The following is a 17,438-nucleotide window of genomic DNA, read 5'->3' as shown; positions in this document are numbered from 1 at the left end:
ATCGGCTTACTTGAGCTCGACGGTCGCGCCGGCTTCCTCGAGCTGCTTCTTGACCTTCTCGGCCTCGTCCTTGTTCACGCCTTCCTTGACCGGCTTCGGCGCGCCCTCGACCAGGGCCTTCGCCTCGGTCAGGCCGAGCCCGGTGAGCGCGCGGACCTCCTTGATGACGTTGATCTTCTTGCCACCGTCGCCGGTCAGGATCACGTCGAACTCGGTCTTCTCCTCGACGGCGGGAGCCGCCGCACCGGCGCCACCGGCGGCCGGGGCCGCGACCGCGGCGGCGGCCGAGACGCCCCACTTCTCTTCGAGCAGCTTCGAGAGCTCGGCGGCCTCGAGGACGGTCAGCTCGCTCAGCTGGTCAACCAGCGCGTTCAGGTCTGCCATGATCGTACTTCCTATCAAGCGGGGACAGGTGCCCCATGTTCACAAATGAATGCCGGTCAGCTGCCCGATCAGGCGGCTTCCTTCTCCGCGTAGGCGGAGAGGACGCGCGCGATCTGCGCGGCCGGAGCCTGGGTGATCGTCGCGATCTTCGTGGCCGGGGCCACGATGAGGCCGACGATCTTGGCGCGCAGCTCGTCCAGCGACGGGAGCGTCGCCAGTGCCTGCACGCCGGCCAGGTCGAGCGCGGTCGCGCCCATCGCGCCGCCGACGATCTCGAACTTGTCGGTCGTCTTGGCGAAATCGACCGCCACCTTGGCCGCCGCGACCGGGTCGGTCGAGGAAGCCAGGCCGACCGGACCCGTCAGCATGTCGCTGAGCGAGCCATAGTCGGTGCCGTCGAGCGCGATCCTGGCAAGCTTGTTCTTCGAGACCTTGTAGCTCGCGCCGGCGTCCCGCATCCGGTTGCGCAAGTCGGTCGACTGCGCCACCGTCATCCCGAGGTTGCGGGTGACGACCACCACGCCGACCTTCGAGAAGGTATCGTTCAGCTCGGCGACGGCCGCGGTCTTCTGACTACGATCCATGCCATTCTCCACGTTGGGACAGGGGGCCGGGGCCGCCTGTCCGGGTACGAACCGCCGCGCGCGAGCGCCCGGCGGTACTGTCCAGCGATGGGGAATGGGAGCCCGTGCGGGCGGCGACAGCGCGCGCCATCGATAGGCGCGTCGCGACCGCGTTGTTCCTGTCCCCGTCTCGGCGGGGAATTAAGGCCCTGGGGCCACCCGCTGTCTCGGACGGTGCGTCATCGCCCTGGGGCGGGACGCGCGGGGCGGCTCATAGCGGATCACGCAGGGTAGTCAAGCACGGACGGGTGTCACGGATACGTAACGGTGGCGTCATCCAGCGCTCATCAAACTGTCGCGCACGTGCCTTGGAGCGCCGCCAATAGGCGTCGGTACAAACCGATAGCGCCCAGGGAGCGTCATGACCGACCAGCAGCTCAGCCTCGCCACGCCGTCCTACGACGACGGTGACGTCGACACCAATCCGACCCACAACCCGCATCTCAGCGACCTGGTCGCACGCCGCTACTCGCGCCGACAGATGATGGGCGGGATGAGCGCGATGACCACCGCGGTGTTCGGCGGCGCGCTGCTGTCCGGCTGCGACGACAACGGCAACGACGTCATCACCGTGTCCGACGGCGTCAACGTCCAGACCCAGGGCGGCCACGTGGTGACGCTCACCGCCACCGCGACCGACAATGCCAGCACCACCAAGTTCACCCAGGTCAGCGGCCCGACCGTGCCCGTGATCGCGAGCGGCAACTCGATCACCTTCACCGCGCCGAACGTCACCCAGTCGACCGCGCTCGTCTTCGAGTTCACCGCGAGCGGCGGCAGCGGCTCGAGCAGCGCGCGCTCGACCGTCACCGTGCTGCCCGCCACGCTCGCCTTCACCGCGGTGGCGAAGAACCTCAACGACGTCGTGACCGTCCCGTCCGACTATCAGGTGACCGTGCTGTACCGCCTCGGCGACCCGATCGCGTCGAGCGTCGCGGCCTATGCCAACAACGGCACCGACACCAATTTCGCGCAGCGCGCCGGCGACCACCACGACGGCATGTCCTATTTCGGCCTCGCGGCGAGCGGCAACGCGCCCGACACCACCAACAACACGCGCGGCGTGCTGGTCCTCAACCACGAGAACATCACCCAGGCCTATCTGCACGCCAACGGCCCCTCGCCGTCGCCGCGGCCCGAGAGCGAGGCGATCAAGGAGATCGAGGCGCACGGCGTCTCGGTGATCGAGGTCACCCGCGCCAGCAACACCGGCGCGTGGAGCTACGTCCAGGGCAGCGCGCTCAACCGCCGCATCACCCCCAACACGCCGGTGCAGTTCAACGGGCCGGTGCGCGGCAACGCCGCGCTGCGCACGCTCTACTCGGCCGACGGCACCACCGGGCGCGGCACGATCAACAACTGTGCCAACGGCTACATGCCCTGGGGTACCTACCTCACCAACGAGGAGAATTGGGCGGGCTATTTCCGCCGCAACGCGGGTGACGCGGCGATCCGCACCGCCGCCGGCAACGCCAAGCAGAACGTGTCGCTGACCCGCTACGGCATCAGCGAGGGCCGCGCCGGCAATTACGGCTGGACCACCGCGACCCCGTCGGACGCGTCGAGCACCGTCTTCGCGCGCTGGAACGCCAGCGCCACCGCCAGCGCCACCGCCGACGGCACCGCCGACTTCCGCAACGAACCGTTCCAGTTCGGCTGGGTGGTCGAGATCGACCCCTACACACAGACCTCGACCCCGCGGAAGCGTACCGCGCTCGGCCGCATGAACCACGAGGGCTGCATGGCCGGCCGCGTGATCGCGGGCGTCCGCCCCGCCTTCTACATGGGCGACGACGCGCAGAACGAATATATCTACAAGTTCGTCTCGGCGACGCCCTGGGTCGCCGCCGACGCGACGCCGAGCGACCGGCTCGCCACCGGTGACAACTATCTCGACACCGGCACGCTCTATGTCGCGCGCTTCAACGCCGACGGCAGCGGTACCTGGCTGCCGCTGACCTTCGGCCAGAACGGGCTGACGGCGTCGAACGCGACCTACGCCTTCGCCGACCAGGCCGACGTGCTGATCAACACGCGCCTCGCCGCCGACGTGCTCGGCGCGACGCGGATGGACCGGCCCGAGTGGACCGCGGTCAACCCGGTCAACGGCGAGATGTACTGCACGCTGACCAACAACTCGTCGCGCACCCCGGCGACCACCGACGCCGCCAACCCGCGCGCCTACACCGATCCCAAGCTGCCGCAGGGCGACGTCGTCAACGCCGACCCGCCCACCAGCGCGCAGGCGACGCGCGGCAACGCCAACGGCCATGTCATCCGCCTGCGCGAGACAGGCGACACCACCGAGGCGACCGGCTTCACCTGGGACATCTACGCCTTCGGCTCGGGCGCCGACCTCGATCCGACGAACATCAATCTCTCGGGGTTGGACGCGAGCAACGATTTCTCGTCGCCCGACGGCCTGTGGTTCGGCCTGCCGAGCAACGCCAGCGGCCAGGTGGCGCCGGTGCTGTGGATCGAGACCGACGACGGCGCCTACACCGACGTCACCAACTGCATGCTGCTCGCGGCGATGCCCGGCAGCGTCGGCGACGGCGGCACGCGCGTGGTGAACAACACGCTGACCACCGCGGCCAACGCCACGACGACCAGCACCACCACCACCCGCATCGGCGCGGCGCCGGGCAGCAAGCTCAAGCGCTTCCTAGTCGGGCCGAAGGAGTGTGAGATCACCGGCATCACCACCACGCCGGACGGCCGCTCGCTCTTCGTCAACATCCAGCACCCGGGCGAGAACGGCGGCCCGGCGAACATCACCTCGAGCTGGCCGGCGAACCAGGCGGGGGCGGTGACCACGCCGTCGCGCCCGCGCTCCGCGACGATCGTGATCACCAAGACCGACGGCGGCGTCGTCGGCCTCTGACCGCATGTGAGAGGAGTACCGCCGCCCGGCCGAGGGCGGCGGCGGTGTCCTCTCGAGATCAGCTCGGCAGCTAGGGAGCTGCGAACCCTCGTTATCTGTGGCACCGTTTCTCTTCCGTCGCCCCGGCGAAGGCCGGGGCCCAGTCGGGTGACGTGTCGCTGGAGCCACGACCGCCGTCGCGACTGGACCCCGGCCTGCGCCGCGGTGACGGTGAGAGGGAAGGGGTTCTATCCGGGCCCTTTGTCACCGTCACCGCCCCGCGCGCGACCAGCCGAGCATCGCCGCCGCCAGCGCCGCGGTGGCGGGGTCGTGCCCCGGCGCGATCACCACGAATTCCATCACCGGCAGCGCCGGCAGCGCCGCCCCGGGCGGCAGCACGGCCAGCCCGGCGGGCAGCAGCCGCGCCGAGTGCGGCATCACGCCCAGGCCGGCGCGCGCCGCCGCGCTCAGCCCGGTCAGGCTCGCGCTGGTGAAGGCGACCCGCCACGTGCGCCCGGCCGCCTCGAGCGCCGCGATCGCGCGTGCCCGGGTCACGCTCGGCGGCGGGTAGAGCAGCAGCGGCAGCGGCGCGCCCGCCTCGGCGCGCCAGCCCTCGCGCCCGACCCAGGCGATCGGCTCCTCCCACGCCACCGTGCCGCGACGGTCACCGGCGCGGCGCTTGACGAAGATGAGGTCGAGCTGCCCCGCGTCGAAGGCCTCGTAGAGATGCTCGCTCAGCCCGGCGCGGAGCTCGAGGTCCACCTCCGGGTGGCGGCGCGCGAAGCCGGCGAGCACGTCGGGCAGCGCCGAGAGCACGAAATCCTCGGACGCGCCCAGCCGCAGCCGTCCGCGCAGCGGCACCGCGGCGAGGTGGCGCGTCAGCCGCTCGCTCGCCGCCAGCACCGCGCGTGCCTGATCGAGCAGCGCCTCGCCGTCCGCGGTGAGCGCGACGCGATGCGTGTCGCGGTCGATCAACCGCCGACCGGCCTGGTCCTCGAGCCGGCGGATGTGCTGGCTCACCGTCGACTGACGGAGATCGAGCGAGCGCGCCGCGGCCGTGAAGCTGCCGGCCTCCGCGACGGCGACGAAGGTGCGGAGCAGGTCGAGCGCGATGTCGGACATGATCATCACGTTAGATGATAAGCGATATCGCGGCGATCGGGTTTGTGCATGAGCCGCAATGGCCTAGATGAAGTGGGAAGCGACGCCATCCGCCTCCTTCCGTCATTCGACCGAAAACGGGGAGCCAGACGCGCGGACCCCACGTCCAGAGGCGCGACGCCAGCGTCGATGGATCCTCGCCTTCGCGGGGATGACGAGAGGGCGGCGGGCTGCCGAAGGTATGAAGGAGTGACGTCGCCCGGAGGCGGACCGTCGAAGCATTGCACGCGAGAAATCACACCCGAAAAGGGTCTCCCACGAGGCGCATCACTGCCAGCGCCGACCTGGCGCAAACAGGTCTTCACGAAACGACGCCATCACGAACGAAAGGCCCCGCATGTTCTCCCGTCCTCTCCGTTGGCCGCGCGTCGACCGCTACCTGCTGCTGCTGATCGCCACCGTCGCGCTCGCCGCGCTGCTGCCGGCGCGCGGCGCCTTCGCGGGCGTCGCCGACGGCGCGGTGACGGTGGCGGTGGCGGCGCTGTTCCTGCTCTACGGCGCGCGGCTCGCGCCCGAGGCGATCTGGGCGGGGCTCACCCACTGGCGGCTGCAGGCGCTGGTGTTCGCCAGCACCTTCGTGCTGTTCCCGCTGATCGGCCTCGCCGTCGCGGCGGCGACGCGACCCTTCCTGCCGGCGCCGGCGGTGACCGGGCTGCTGTTCCTCACTCTGCTGCCCTCGACCGTCCAATCCTCGATCGCCTTCACCTCGATCGCGCGCGGCAACGTCCCCGCGGCCTTGTGCAGCGCGTCGCTGTCGAACCTGATCGGTACCTTGCTGACCCCGCTGCTCGTCGCGCAGCTGCTGCCCGCGGCGAGCGGGGGCGTGTCGCTGGTGGCGCTGGAGCAGATCGCGGTGCAGATCCTGCTGCCCTTCGTCGTCGGCCAGCTGCTGCGCCCGCTGATCGGCCCGTGGCTGCTGCGCCACCCGAGGCTCACCGCGACGGTCGACCGCGGCTCGGTGCTGGTCGTCGTCTACGCCGCCTTCAGCGCGGGCATGGTCGCGGGGATCTGGACCCAGGTATCGGTGCTGGACCTCGCCGCCATCGTCGTCATCGCCTGCGTGATGCTGGCGCTGGTGCTCGCCGCGACCCGCGCCGCGTCCCGCGCGCTCGGCTTCGCCAAGGAGGACGAGATCGCGATCGTCTTCTGCGGCTCGAAGAAGAGCATGGCGAGCGGCATCCCGATGGCCGCGATCCTCTTCCCCGCTGCCTCGGTCGGGCTGATCGTGCTGCCGCTGATGCTGTTCCACCAGATCCAGCTGTTCGTCTGCGCGGTGCTGGCGCGGCGCTACGCCGAGCGCGCGGCGACACCGGCGCCCGCGCCGAACGCGGTCACGGATAGCTGACGGTCTTCGGCACCTCGGGGATCGGGATCCACTCCTTCTCGTCGCCCGGCACGCGCGCGAACTCGCCCGCCATCCAGGCGCGCTTGGCCTCGCGGATCGCGTCGCGCGACGAGTGGACGAAATTCCACCAGACGTGGCGCTTGGTCGCGAAGGCGGCGCCGCCCGCCAGCATCGCGCGTCCGCCCAGCGCCGAGCCGAGCGTGGCACGCGTGCCGGGGCGCAGCACGTAGAGCTTGCGCGGCTCGAGCGCGAGCCCGTCGAGCGAGGCCTCGCCCTCGGCGAGATAGAGCGCGCGCTCGTCGGTGCTGACGTCGATCGGCACGCTGGCGCCGGGATCGAGCACGACGTCGGCGTAGATCGTGTCGGCATAAGTGGTGGTCGGCGCGCGCGCGCCCCACAGCGTGCCCATGATGACTCGCGCGCGCGCGCCGCCCGCCTCGACGATCGGCAGGTCGCCCGCGCCGACATGCTCGAACGCGGGCGCGATGTCCTCGTGCCCGTCGGGCAGCGCGAGCCACGTCTGGATACCGGCCAGCGCGGGGCCATCGGCGCGCACGTCGGCGGGCGAGCGCTCCGAGTGGACGATGCCCGTGCCCGCGGTCATCAGGTTGACCGCGCCAGGGGTGATCCGCGCGTCGGTGCCGAGCGAGTCCTTGTGCTGGAACGCGCCGTCGAAGAGGTACGTGACCGTCGAGAGGCCGATATGCGGGTGCGGGCGGACGTCGACGCCGTCGCCCGGGGCGAGATGCGCCGGGCCCATCTGGTCGAAGAAGAGGAACGGCCCCACCATCGTGCGCTCGCGATGCGGCAGCGTGCGATAGACTTTGAAGCCGCCGAGATCGTGCGTGGCGGGCTCGAGCGTCTGCAGGATCAGGTCGTCGCGGGTCGACATGGCGCGTCTCTCAGGTCGGGAGCCGCCGGGCTAGCAGGTTGGCGGCGCGGCGGAAACCTCGGGGACGTTCGGGCGGGAACGCGCGCGGGCGCGGGCCGTTGACGCGCGCATGACCCAGAAGAGCAAGCCCAAGAGCAAGAGCAAGCGCGGCTACAAGCCGGACCATCATCGCCGCGACCGCGCGATCGCGGCCGCGGGCCTGATCGGTGCGGTCGCCGCGGGCATCGGTGCGGCGTTGAAGTTCGGCTGGTTCGACCGTTACTTCCCTGGCGACGACGCCGAGCATGCCGCGCCCGACCTCGCCGCCGACGCGCCGACGCCGGGCACGAACCGCGCGCCGGAGGCCTTCCGCCCCGACCCGACCGCGCCGGTGCCCGCGTCCGAGCGCGAGTCGCTCCGGCCGGCGACCGGGCCGGCGCCGACGCTCGCCGCGACGCGCGGCGAGATGGCGAACCAGACGGGCGCGGCGAACTGAGGCGGCCGGCGCGCGCCTTGTCCTTATGCCCCGGTTAGGGCGGGGGCGCAGGTCGTCAGGCTTTGGTCGGTCTCACGAGCGACTCGCGACTGAGCTCCGATCGTCGCCTTGGCACATGTCGAGAGTTCGGCGACGAGCCACTGGGTCAGAACCACCGCATCACAGCCGTGGGAAAGGGCGTCCACTGCCCGACGCGCACGCCGGCGCTGGCCAGCGTGTTCCCGGTCCACGCATTGCACGTCGTCACCGCGTCGTACCGCCCAGCACCGGGGTAGAAGACGTCGTGATCATAGTAACCCCGCACCGCCGGCCCAGGGGCACGGCTCGCCCGGATCGCTTCCGCCAGGCGGCGGTATTCCTCCGGCCGCAGCACGATCGCGCGCACGTCGTCGCCGAGCAGCGGGCGCGGGACGTGCTCGACATGGACCAAGGTCGAGTCGCTGCCGAATGCCGCGCCGAGCAGCACCCCGGGGCGGACATCCCACCAGGTCGGCGTCCCCAGATAGAAGCCGCGCTCGCCCCAGCCGATCGCGACATGGTCGTAGGCAGCGTAGCGCGGGTCGGCGAGGTCGGCGGCCGGGAAGTCCGCGGTCCAGTCCACGCCGGCCGCGCGTTTAGGGAGCACCAGTCCGGTGTGGACGCCATTGTCCTCCACCCAGATCGTGACGCCGCGCGACGGCGGGCGCCAGCCGGGATTGCGCGGGATCAGCCCGCCGACCGTGCCCGCCACCGCGTAGCCGAACAGCAGCAGCGCCAATGCGGCGAGCAGGCGACCGAGCGAGGCGGATAGTCGGGCCACGCGGCCATGCTATACCGTCTGGCATGACCGAGGAAACACACGTGCTCGATTCCCTGCCACCGGGCGCCGCGGCCGACTGGACCGTCGCGCAGGACTGGTCGCATTACACTGCCGAGGAGCATGCCACCTGGGACACGCTGTTCCAGCGCCAGCGCGCGCTGCTGCCGGGCCGCGCGTCCGAGGCCTATCTGCGCGGGCTCGACGTGCTGCGGCTCTCCAAGCCGGGCATCCCCGATTTCGCCGAACTGTCCGATCGACTGATGAAGCTGACCGGCTGGCAGGTAGTGGCGGTGCCGGGGCTGGTGCCCGACGACGTCTTCTTCGACCATATGGCCAACCGCCGCTTCGTCGCGGGCAATTTCATCCGCCGCCCCGACCAGCTCGACTATATCCAGGAACCCGACGTCTTCCACGACGTGTTCGGCCACGTGCCGATGCTCGCCGACCCGGTGTTCGCCGACTATCTCGAGGCCTATGGCCGGGGCGGGCAGCGCGCGCTGGAGCTGGGTGCGCTCAAGCAGCTGGGGCGGCTCTACTGGTACACGGTCGAGTTCGGATTGATCGACGAGGGTGACGGGTTGCGCATCTACGGCTCGGGCATCGTCTCCTCCGCCGCGGAGACGCGCTTCGCGCTGGAGAGCGACAGCCCCCACCGCATCGCCTTCGACCTGAAGCGCGTGATGCGCACCGACTATCGCATCGACGACTTCCAGCAGAATTATTTCGTGATCCCGAGCTTCGACGCGCTGCTGCGCGCGACGGTGGAGACCGATTTCGCGCCGCTCTACGGCGAGATCCTGGCGCAGCCCGACGTGGCGGTGGCGACGATCCTGCCCGAGGACGAGGTGATCACGCGCGGCACCCAGACGCACGCGCGCGCGTGAGCGCCGCCCGGCCGGTGCACTACCCTGTCGCACCGGCCACGGTCGGTCACGCGGTCAGCGATCGTCCGGCGGTAAAGTGGCGTCGCCGATGTCTCGGGAAAGTTCCCGGTAGAATCTGATAAAGGCTTGTTTTGACTGCCTCGCCCTGGGGCAATCGCGGTTAAGAACGTGATCACGCCGATCGGCGGTCTCGGGCATTCTGACCGACGGCTTCGCACAGCGGGGTCGTGTTCAGTCAGGGAGTTCGTATGAGATCTGTCGTCGCTATCGCCGTCGCCGCCGCGGTCGGTGCTGCCGTCCCCGCCGCCGCCGCCACCTTCCCGGTCGGGTCGCCCAATTTCACCGCCACGGCGGGTGCGGGTGGCACCTTCTCCGGCGCCTTCAACAACACCGGTATCGCATCCGGCACCTTCTCCGACACGTTCACCTTCACGCTGCCGACCAACGGCCTGGGCAGCGGCACGGTGACCACGAGCGTCACCGATCTCGGCTCGGTCAACGATCTGGACTTCACCTCGGTCACGATCAACGACATCGCCGCGACGATCACGCGCATGTCGAACGGCGCGTTCGAGGTCGCCTTCATCAACAACGTGCCGATCGTCGCCGGCGAGCTCAACCGCCTCGTCGTGAACGGCGTGTCGCGCGGCAACGGCGCCTATGGCGGCCAGGCGACCTTCACCCCGGTCAACTCGGCGGTCCCCGAGCCGGCGACCTGGGCGATGATGATCATGGGCTTCGGCGTGGTCGGCTACGCGATGCGTCGCCGCCGCACGGCGGTGCGCTTCAGCCAGGCGGTCTGAGGACCGGCTCGCCGCGCATCGACGCGTATCGGGGGCGGCGCCGTCGCGCGGCGCCCCCACCCCGTGCCGGTGCCTCCGCCGGCGACCAGGACCATCGCACCATGCTGAGCCGATCGACCCCCGCGCCGGCGCTCGCGGGGATGACTCGAGTCACTTATTGCCAGGACAAGCCGAAACGCTTCCTCTGCGAGCGCGACGAGGCCTGCCTCCCGACGGCGGGCGGCTATGTCGCGCTGGGCGACGCGCGCTACGCCGTCCGCCGCGTCGAGCGGATCGCGCGCGAGGCGCTGGCCTATGTCATGCCCGACTGATCCTCGCGTTCGCCACCGCGCTGGCCTCTACGGGCCGTCGCCGGTATCAGCTCGGGCATGAGCGCCAGCGGCAGCATCGTCATCCTCACCGGCGCCGGGGTCTCGGCCGAGAGTGGCATCGCCACCTTCCGCGGTCCAGGTGGGCTGTGGGAAGGGCAGCGGGTGGAGGACGTCTGCACGCCCGAGGCGCTCGCGCGCGACCCGGCGCTGGTGCACCGCTTCTACGATCTGCGCCGTGCCGCGCTCGACACCGTCGCGCCCAATGCCGCGCATGAGGCGCTGGCGCGGCTGGACGCCGCCTGGCCGGGCGAGCTGCTGATCGTCACCCAGAATGTCGACGACCTGCACGAGCGCGCCGGCGCGCGGCGGCTGCTCCACATGCACGGCGAGCTGCGCTCGGCGCTGTGCGCCGCCTGCGGTACGCGTCGTCCGTGGCGCGATCCGCTGCCGCCCGCGACGCGCTGCCCCACCTGCGGCGCGGCGGCGCTGCGCCCCGACATCGTTTTCTTCGGCGAGATGCCCTACGCCATGGAGCGGATCGAGGCGGCGCTGGCGCGCGCCGACCTCTTCGTCTCGATCGGCACCTCGGGCGCGGTCTATCCCGCGGCCGGCTTCGTCCGCGGCGCGGCGGCGTCCGGCGCCGCGACGCTCGAGCTCAACCTCGAGCGCTCGTCGGGCAGCGCGTGGTTCGACGAGACTCGGCTCGGGCCCGCCGGCGCGCTGGTGCCGGCCTGGGTCGACTCGCTGCTGGCCGCGTGAGCGCGGACCGGTCTCCGATCCGCGCGGCGCCACGCGGGTAGCGGTAAGCTCCGCCAGCACATGACGGGACGCGAGCTGCCGGCGAGCGCCCACCGCGCCGGATCGGCTCGCCGCGCGCCGGCTCTCAGCCGTGGCGATAGTCGACCAGCGTCTCCGGCCGCATCTCGATCGAATAGCCCGGCGCGGTCGGGGCCTGATAGGCGCCGTCGCGCACGACGCAGGGCTCGAGGAAATGCTCGTGGAGATGGTCGACATATTCGGCCACGCGACCCTCGGCGGTGCCCGCGAAGCAGAGATAGTCGATCATCGCGAGATGCTGGACGTACTCGCATAGCCCCACGCCGCCGGCGTGCGGGCAGACCGGCAGCTCGGCCTTGGCCGCCATCAGCAGCACCGCGAGCACCTCGTTGACCCCGCCCAGCCGGCAGGCGTCGATCTGCACCACGTCGATCGCGCCCTCGGCGATGAACTGCTTGAAGACGATCCGGTTCTGGCACATCTCGCCGGTCGCGACCTGCACCGGCGCGACGCCGCGGCGGATCGCGGCATGGCCGGCGACGTCGTCGGGGCTGGTCGGCTCCTCGATGAACCAGGGCCGGGCGAAGGCGAGCGCGTTGACGTGGTCGATCGCCTGGCCGACCTCCCACACCTGGTTGGCGTCGATCATCAGCACCGCCTCGTCGCCGATCGCGCGGCGCGCGATCCCGACGCGCCGGACGTCGTCGTCGAGGCTGACGCCGACCTTCAACTTGACGTGGCGGAAGCCCTCCGCGATCGCCTCGCGGCACAGTCGCTCCAGCTTCTCGTCCGAATAGCCGAGCCAGCCCGCCGAGGTGGTGTAGCAGGGATAGCCCGAGCGCTCGAGCTCGGCGATCCGCTCCTCCTTGCCCGCGGCGCGCGCGGTGAGCAGCGCCAGCGCCTCCTCCTCGGTGATATAGTCGGTGAGATAGGTGAAGGGGATCTGGCGCACCAGCTCGGCAGGGGTCATCTCCGCGACCAGCCGCCACAGCGGCTTGCCCGCCTCCTTGGCGATCAAGTCCCACACCGCGTTCACCACCGCACCCGTGGCGAGATGGATCACGCCTTTGTCGGGGCCGACCCAGCGCAGCTGGCTGTCGCCGGTGACGCGGCGCCAGAACGCGGCGCCATCGGCGCGCACCGTCGCGAGGTCGAGCCCCACCACCAGCGGGCGCAGCGCCTCGATCGCGGCGCAGCACAGGTCGTTGCCGCGCCCGATCGTGAAGGTGAGGCCGTGGCCGGCGAGCCCGGGCGCATCGGTCTCGAGGATGCAATAGGCCGCCGAATAGTCCGGGTCGGGGTTCATCGCGTCCGAGCCGTCGAGCGAGGCCGAGGTGGGGAAGCGCAGGTCGAGCACCCGCAGGCCGGTGATCACGGTCATGCCGCCGCCCCCGGCGCAGGCACGTCCGCGGTCGCGTGATGATAGCCCAAGATGATGTCGCCTCCCCCGAATGTTTGCGGGTGCTAACAACTTTCAGGGATGCGCACAACGGGGGCGCAGCGGCCCTCATCGCCGCATCTCACCTGCCGGCGTCATCCTGAGCTTGTCTCAGGTGCTTGCCGCGACGTGAATCCTGAAACGAGGTCAGGGTGACGCTGATCGAAGGGTGAAGATACCCGCCCCTCAATACAGCCGGTTGTCCGCCTCGACGAGCTGCGCGGAGATCGCGTCCGCCGCCGCGCGCACCGACCTCGCCGCCGCGCGCGGCATCAGGTCGGCGCCGATCTTCTTCAGGAACGGCACGGTCAGCGCGGCCGCGGCGGCGCCGCCGCGCATCACCGGGGCGGAGATGTCGGTCACGCCGGTCACGAACGGACTGGGCGTCAGCTCGACGCGCCGCTGGCGCACCGCCTCGGCATGCGCGCGGAAGGCGGCGAGTTCGTCGGGCGTGAGCGGCGGATCGAGCAGCGCCTCCCAGCGGCGCCGCACGTCCTCGGGCTGGAAGGCGTAGAGCACCGCGCCCGACGCCACTTGCGCGAGCGGCTTGCGATAGCCGACGCGCACCGAGAAGCCGAGCTGCTCGCTCGACTCCATCCGTGCCACCACCACCATCTCGCCCAAGGTGTGGAGCGCGAGGTGGCACGATTGCTGGATGTCGAGCGCGAGCTGCCGCATCACCGGCAGCGCCACCTCGACGAGGCTCCGCGTGCGCGGCTGCTTCATGCCGAGCGAGAACAGCCGGTCGGTGAGGAAATAGCCGTCGTCGGCCGGGTCCTGGTCGAGATAGCCGCGGAACTGCAGCACCTGCACCATGCGGAACAGCTCGCCGTGGCTGCGGCCGAGCCGATTGACGATCGCGGTGAAGGTGAGCGGCGTGGGCGCGGCGGCCAGTAGCTCGAGGATGTCGAGCCCCTTCTCCAGCGCGGGCGCGCGATAGCGACGCTCCTCCTCGCCCGCGCTGTCCTCGGTCATCTGCGTCCCCTCCCGTGGCGCGCCGCGGCGCGTCTGTCTCTCGCTGTGTAGGCGGGGGAGGGGGCGCGCGGTCAAGGGGGCTGGCAGATCCGCGTCGCAGAGGGAGGGGGGGGCAAGCCGTGTCACCCCTCGGAGAGCGGGGAGAGCCTCACCGATCGCGACCCCGATTGCCGGGCCCGCGGCCGGCTACCTCCCCTTGTCGGGGAGGATCGGCTCGGCAGCGCTACCGCCCCACCACTTTCACCAGCGCCGCGGCCGACTGGCCGGTCGGCAGCGCGCCCGTGGCGGTGAGCCGCCCCGACGCCTCGTCCCAGCGGAGGGTCGCGCTGCGGCCGCCGCTCTTCTTATACGCCTCGGTGGTGCCGTCGTCGTCGTACAGCCGCGCGGTCGCGTCACGCCCGGGGAAGACGCGGATCTCGGCGAGCGCCTGCTTCTCCGACGTGTTCGCCACCGGCGCGCCGATGGGAACGATCGAGCCCGCGCGGACGAACAGCGGCATGCGCTCGATCGGCGCGGCGGCGTCGATCCACTGGCCGCCGGCATGCTTCTGGTTGGTCCACCAGTCGTACCAGTCGCTGCCCGCGGGCAGGTAGACGCGACGGCTGGTCGCGCCCTGCTCGGTCACGGGCGCCACCAGGAAGGCCGGGCCGAACATATATTCGTCGCCCACCGTCGCCACCTGCGGGTCGCTCGCGAAGTCCATCCACAGCGCGCGCATGAACGGCGCGCCGGTCTCGTAGGTGGTCCGCGCCAGCGGGTAGATATACGGCAGCAGCGAGTAGCGCAGCCGCGACCAGCTCGCCAGGATCGGCTCCGCCGCCGCGCCATAGTCCCAGATCGCCGTGGCGGGGCGCTGGCCGTGGATGCGCAGCGTCGGCGTGAAGCTGTTGTACTGGAACCAGCGCACGAACAGCTCGGGATAGTCCGGGTAGTTCGCGCCCATCGCGGTGGCGCCCGCCGGGCTGAGCAGCGGCGCGTGCGCCGGCTTGCTGCTGCCGGGATATTGCCAGCCGCCGGTGTCGCTCGACCATAGAGCGATACCCGAGGCGGTCATGTTGAGCCCGGTCGGCACCTGGCGGCGCAGCGCCTCCCAGGTCGACTGGATGTCCGATGACCAGAACAGGCAGCCGTTCGCCTGGGTGCCGAGATAGGCCGCGCGGCACAGGATCATGTTGCGGAAGTCGGGGCGATCGCGGCGCGAGCCCTCGGCCGCGCCGGCGGTGTGCAGCAGCGGGAAGACGTTGTGGTAGCGATCGCCCGAGCCGATCGAGTAGAAATAGCCGTCGGGCACGAGGTCGGGCTCGGTCTCGTCGAGCCACAGATAGTCGAACCCCTGGCTCAGGATATTGTCGCGCACCTTGCCCCAGAACCAGCCGCGCGCCGCCGGGTTGGTCGAATCGATCAGCGCGCCGGCGCGGTCGGAGCGCACCGGCAGGCCGTCCACCGTCTTGCCGTCGGCGTCCCTGAGGAACCAGCCCTTGGCGTCCAGCTCGTTGAAGTAGCGGCTCTCCTTCTCGAAACGCGGCCAGACCGAGATGATCGAGTGCAGCCCGCGCTGGTGCAGCTCGCGGTTCATGCCGGCGGGATCGGGGAAGAAGTTCCGGTCGATGTCGAGCTGGCCCATGCGCGTCCAGTGGAACCAGTCGAGCACCATCACGTCGAGCGGATAGCCGCGGCTGCGATAGCCGTCCGCCACCGCCATCAGCTCCTGCTGGCTCTCGTAGCGCGCCTTGGACTGGATCAGCCCGAACGCCGCCTTGGGCGGCAGCGGGGTCTTGCCGGTGAGCTTGGCATAACCGGCGTACAGCTCGTCGCTCGAGCTGCCGGTGATGACGAAGAAGCTGACCCGGTCACCTACCTTGCTCTGGAAGCGCGTCTGGCCGTGGATCCCGGGCGAGACGCTGGTGGCCGAGGGATTGTCCCAGACGATCGCGTAATTGTGGCTGGAGACGAGGACGGGGACGCAGACCTGCTCGCCCGCGGGCGCGTCATACCAGTGGCTGCAGTCGATCGTTCGCCCGCGCAGGTCGAGGATGCCCTCCTGGTTCTGCCCGAGGCCGTAGAAATGCTCGTCGGCGTCGGCGTCGAAATTGGCGCCGACGAGGAAGGTCTTCTCGCCGGAGACCGTGTGCGGGGCCATCGACCAGCCGCCCATGGTGATCGTGCGCCCGTCCGGGGTGGCGATCGCGACCGAGACCGGCGGCAGCGCGGGCGCGAAATAGCGCGCCATCTGCGTGGGCGCGCCGGGCCAGGGCTGCGCCTTGACGGTGACGGTCAGCGCGCTCGAGGTGAAGACGTCGCCCGCCTGGGTGGTGCCGTGCGACCAGCCCGCCGCGTCTGCGGCGGCGCTGATGCCATAGCCGGGCCTGCCGTCGGCCTGGTCCCGCTCGGTCGCGATGGTGACCCGTACGATGTTGGGGGCATAGGGCTCGACCGCGACGAGGCTGCCGTTGCGGTCCACCGTCGCGACCGGCTCGGCCGCCGCCTGCGTGCCGAGCGCGAGCAGCCCGAGCGGTAGCGTTCGCGCCCAGCGCGCGGTCCTGCCGTTCATCGTCATCCCCTCCGATTAGTCGGATAGCTTCTGCCGCTGTGAACGTTCTTTCACAAGGGGGTTCGGTAGCGGTACCATGATCCCGCGATGAGCGCCGTGCGTGCGGAGAGGTCGCGGCGCGGTCCGCCGTCGCCGCTCGCCTTCAGATCGCCCGTGCCGCCCCGCTTCCACGCCGCCGCTTCCTACAATGGGACGGAGGCGCGTCATCGCCGTCGCGACCGGCCAGGGTGACGCGCCCCACAGCAGAGCGAGGGCGCAGCAGCATGGACGATCTGATCATCAACTTCGCTCCCACCGGCATGGTGCCGACCAAGGAGCACACGCCGCATGTGCCCATCACGGTCAGCGAGATCGTCGATGACGTGCTCGCCGCGCACGACCTCGGCGCCGGCATCGCGCACCTGCACGCGCGCGACGCGCTCACCGGGGCGCCCGAGGTCGATCCCGACACCTTCGCGGCGATCATCGAGGGCATTCGCCGCGACGCGCCGGAGCTGGTCGTCTGCGTGTCGCTGAGCGGTCGCAACGTCAGCGACCCGGAGGTGCGCGCCGCGCCGCTGCGGCTCGACGGCGAGCTGAAGCCTGACATGGGCTCGCTGACCCTGTCGTCGCTCAACTTCGTCCAGCAGGCCAGCGTGAACAGCCCGTCGACGATCCAGTTTCTGGCGCGGCGGATGCACGATCGCGGCATCATGCCCGAGCTGGAGGTCTTCGACCTCGGCATGATCAATTATCTCAGATATATGCGCTCGCGCGCGATGCTGACGCCGCCCTTCTACTGCAACGTGCTGTTCGGCAATATCGCCGGTCTGCAGGCGAGCGCGACCGAGTGGGGCGCGGTCGAGGCGGTGATGCCCGAGGACATCATTTGGGCGGCGGCGGGGATCGGCGCGGCGCAGACACCCGCGGTGTCGCTCGCGGTCGCGCTGGGACGCCACGTCCGCGTCGGGCTCGAGGACAATATTTGGCTGGACCGCGGGCGCGCCACGCTCGCGACCAACCGCCAGCTGATCGAGCGCGTGGTCCGGCTCGCCGCGGTCGCCGAACGCGCGCCGATGCGGCCCGCCAAGATACGCGAGTTGCTCGGGCTGGCGCCCGGGAACGGACGGTACGGTCGGGCGTGACGTAGCGGAGGTAGACACACAGCGGACGCCGGT

General features: G+C 70.7%; 16 protein-coding genes. 8 read left to right on the top strand and 8 right to left on the bottom strand.

Translation table 11 applies throughout. From position 1 onward, the window contains the following. Positions 1 to 6 precede the first annotated feature (6 nt). Positions 7 to 384, bottom strand: coding sequence for a 50S ribosomal protein L7/L12 (gene rplL / locus KZ813_RS09445; protein ID WP_219754732.1), 378 nt, complete (start codon positions 382 to 384; stop codon positions 7 to 9). 68 nt (positions 385 to 452) lie between these two features. Beyond that, positions 453 to 968 carry a 50S ribosomal protein L10 gene (gene rplJ / locus KZ813_RS09440; RefSeq protein ID WP_219754731.1) on the bottom strand — a complete coding sequence of 172 codons (516 nt, stop codon included), beginning with the start codon at positions 966 to 968 and terminating at the stop codon, positions 453 to 455. 400 nt (positions 969 to 1,368) lie between these two features. Here rplJ and KZ813_RS09435 point away from each other — a divergent pair, with 400 nt between their 5' ends. Continuing rightward, positions 1,369 to 3,891 carry a PhoX family protein gene (locus tag KZ813_RS09435; RefSeq protein WP_219754730.1) on the top strand — a complete coding sequence of 841 codons (2,523 nt, stop codon included), beginning with the start codon at positions 1,369 to 1,371 and terminating at the stop codon, positions 3,889 to 3,891. 249 nt (positions 3,892 to 4,140) lie between these two features. On the opposite strand, the gene KZ813_RS09430 is transcribed toward KZ813_RS09435, so the two are convergent. Further along, complete coding sequence (locus KZ813_RS09430; protein ID WP_219754729.1) at positions 4,141 to 4,998, bottom strand: LysR family transcriptional regulator; 858 nt, start codon at positions 4,996 to 4,998, stop codon at positions 4,141 to 4,143. A 370-nt stretch (positions 4,999 to 5,368) separates the two neighbouring features. Here KZ813_RS09430 and KZ813_RS09425 point away from each other — a divergent pair, with 370 nt between their 5' ends. Beyond that, a complete protein-coding gene (locus KZ813_RS09425; protein ID WP_219754728.1) occupies positions 5,369 to 6,376 on the top strand; it encodes a bile acid:sodium symporter family protein in 1,008 nt (335 codons plus the stop codon). Here KZ813_RS09425 and KZ813_RS09420 read toward each other — a convergent pair. Continuing rightward, positions 6,363 to 7,268 (bottom strand): pirin family protein, encoded by a 906-nt coding sequence (locus KZ813_RS09420; protein ID WP_219754727.1) that lies wholly within the window; start codon positions 7,266 to 7,268, stop codon positions 6,363 to 6,365. The two genes, KZ813_RS09425 and KZ813_RS09420, sit on opposite strands and share 14 nt — an antisense overlap. A gap of 109 nt (positions 7,269 to 7,377) precedes the next feature. Between KZ813_RS09420 and KZ813_RS09415 the strand changes: the two genes are divergently transcribed. After that, the gene (locus KZ813_RS09415) at positions 7,378 to 7,743 is read left to right on the top strand and encodes a hypothetical protein (protein WP_219754726.1); all 366 of its coding nucleotides are present in this window, start codon (positions 7,378 to 7,380) and stop codon (positions 7,741 to 7,743) included. A 145-nt stretch (positions 7,744 to 7,888) separates the two neighbouring features. Here the strand turns inward: KZ813_RS09415 and KZ813_RS09410 are convergent, their stop codons facing one another. Further along, on the bottom strand, positions 7,889 to 8,542 hold the full coding sequence (locus tag KZ813_RS09410; RefSeq protein ID WP_308461844.1) for a TIGR02117 family protein: 654 nt from the start codon (positions 8,540 to 8,542) through the stop codon (positions 7,889 to 7,891). A 23-nt stretch (positions 8,543 to 8,565) separates the two neighbouring features. On the opposite strand from KZ813_RS09410, the gene phhA reads away from it, so the two are divergent. From phhA to KZ813_RS09390, 4 genes are all read left to right on the top strand, one after another. Further along, positions 8,566 to 9,426, top strand: a complete 861-nt coding sequence (gene phhA / locus KZ813_RS09405; RefSeq protein ID WP_219754725.1) for a phenylalanine 4-monooxygenase — start codon at positions 8,566 to 8,568, stop codon at positions 9,424 to 9,426. A 248-nt stretch (positions 9,427 to 9,674) separates the two neighbouring features. Continuing rightward, on the top strand, positions 9,675 to 10,229 hold the full coding sequence (locus KZ813_RS09400; protein WP_219754724.1) for an FxDxF family PEP-CTERM protein: 555 nt from the start codon (positions 9,675 to 9,677) through the stop codon (positions 10,227 to 10,229). A gap of 101 nt (positions 10,230 to 10,330) precedes the next feature. Continuing rightward, positions 10,331 to 10,540, top strand: a complete 210-nt coding sequence (locus tag KZ813_RS09395; RefSeq protein ID WP_219754723.1) for a hypothetical protein — start codon at positions 10,331 to 10,333, stop codon at positions 10,538 to 10,540. A gap of 57 nt (positions 10,541 to 10,597) precedes the next feature. Continuing rightward, positions 10,598 to 11,299, top strand: coding sequence for an NAD-dependent deacylase (locus KZ813_RS09390; protein ID WP_219754722.1), 702 nt, complete (start codon positions 10,598 to 10,600; stop codon positions 11,297 to 11,299). A 124-nt stretch (positions 11,300 to 11,423) separates the two neighbouring features. On the opposite strand, the gene KZ813_RS09385 is transcribed toward KZ813_RS09390, so the two are convergent. The 3 genes from KZ813_RS09385 to KZ813_RS09375 all read right to left on the bottom strand — a co-directional run bounded on the left by KZ813_RS09385 (position 11,424) and on the right by KZ813_RS09375 (position 16,287). Beyond that, on the bottom strand, positions 11,424 to 12,698 hold the full coding sequence (locus KZ813_RS09385; protein WP_219754721.1) for an L-fuconate dehydratase: 1,275 nt from the start codon (positions 12,696 to 12,698) through the stop codon (positions 11,424 to 11,426). Positions 12,699 to 12,941: 243 nt separating this feature from the next. Beyond that, complete coding sequence (locus KZ813_RS09380) at positions 12,942 to 13,730, bottom strand: IclR family transcriptional regulator (RefSeq protein ID WP_219754720.1); 789 nt, start codon at positions 13,728 to 13,730, stop codon at positions 12,942 to 12,944. A 223-nt stretch (positions 13,731 to 13,953) separates the two neighbouring features. Continuing rightward, positions 13,954 to 16,287, bottom strand: a complete 2,334-nt coding sequence (locus tag KZ813_RS09375; protein ID WP_219754719.1) for a glycoside hydrolase family 31 protein — start codon at positions 16,285 to 16,287, stop codon at positions 13,954 to 13,956. Positions 16,288 to 16,544: 257 nt separating this feature from the next. Between KZ813_RS09375 and KZ813_RS09370 the strand changes: the two genes are divergently transcribed. After that, positions 16,545 to 17,405, top strand: a complete 861-nt coding sequence (locus KZ813_RS09370; protein ID WP_219754718.1) for a beta-keto acid cleavage family enzyme — start codon at positions 16,545 to 16,547, stop codon at positions 17,403 to 17,405. The last annotated feature ends 33 nt before the right edge of the window (positions 17,406 to 17,438 follow it).

It is taken from the genome of Sphingomonas folli (genome assembly GCF_019429525.1).
Lineage (GTDB): Bacteria > Pseudomonadota > Alphaproteobacteria > Sphingomonadales > Sphingomonadaceae > Sphingomonas > Sphingomonas folii.
The sequence above is the reverse complement of the archived record's forward strand: the minus strand, read 5'-3'. Positions and strand labels throughout refer to the sequence as shown.

Coding starts and splice junctions, on each gene's coding strand:
- rplL (WP_219754732.1), bottom strand. CDS start 384: ATGGCAGACCTGAACGCGCTGGTTGACCAGCTGAGCGAGCTGACCGTC.
- rplJ (WP_219754731.1), bottom strand. CDS start 968: ATGGATCGTAGTCAGAAGACCGCGGCCGTCGCCGAGCTGAACGATACC.
- KZ813_RS09435 (WP_219754730.1), top strand. CDS start 1,369: ATGACCGACCAGCAGCTCAGCCTCGCCACGCCGTCCTACGACGACGGT.
- KZ813_RS09430 (WP_219754729.1), bottom strand. CDS start 4,998: ATGATCATGTCCGACATCGCGCTCGACCTGCTCCGCACCTTCGTCGCC.
- KZ813_RS09425 (WP_219754728.1), top strand. CDS start 5,369: ATGTTCTCCCGTCCTCTCCGTTGGCCGCGCGTCGACCGCTACCTGCTG.
- KZ813_RS09420 (WP_219754727.1), bottom strand. CDS start 7,268: ATGTCGACCCGCGACGACCTGATCCTGCAGACGCTCGAGCCCGCCACG.
- KZ813_RS09415 (WP_219754726.1), top strand. CDS start 7,378: ATGACCCAGAAGAGCAAGCCCAAGAGCAAGAGCAAGCGCGGCTACAAG.
- phhA (WP_219754725.1), top strand. CDS start 8,566: ATGACCGAGGAAACACACGTGCTCGATTCCCTGCCACCGGGCGCCGCG.
- KZ813_RS09400 (WP_219754724.1), top strand. CDS start 9,675: ATGAGATCTGTCGTCGCTATCGCCGTCGCCGCCGCGGTCGGTGCTGCC.
- KZ813_RS09395 (WP_219754723.1), top strand. CDS start 10,331: ATGCTGAGCCGATCGACCCCCGCGCCGGCGCTCGCGGGGATGACTCGA.
- KZ813_RS09390 (WP_219754722.1), top strand. CDS start 10,598: ATGAGCGCCAGCGGCAGCATCGTCATCCTCACCGGCGCCGGGGTCTCG.
- KZ813_RS09385 (WP_219754721.1), bottom strand. CDS start 12,698: ATGACCGTGATCACCGGCCTGCGGGTGCTCGACCTGCGCTTCCCCACC.
- KZ813_RS09380 (WP_219754720.1), bottom strand. CDS start 13,730: ATGACCGAGGACAGCGCGGGCGAGGAGGAGCGTCGCTATCGCGCGCCC.
- KZ813_RS09375 (WP_219754719.1), bottom strand. CDS start 16,287: ATGACGATGAACGGCAGGACCGCGCGCTGGGCGCGAACGCTACCGCTC.
- KZ813_RS09370 (WP_219754718.1), top strand. CDS start 16,545: ATGGACGATCTGATCATCAACTTCGCTCCCACCGGCATGGTGCCGACC.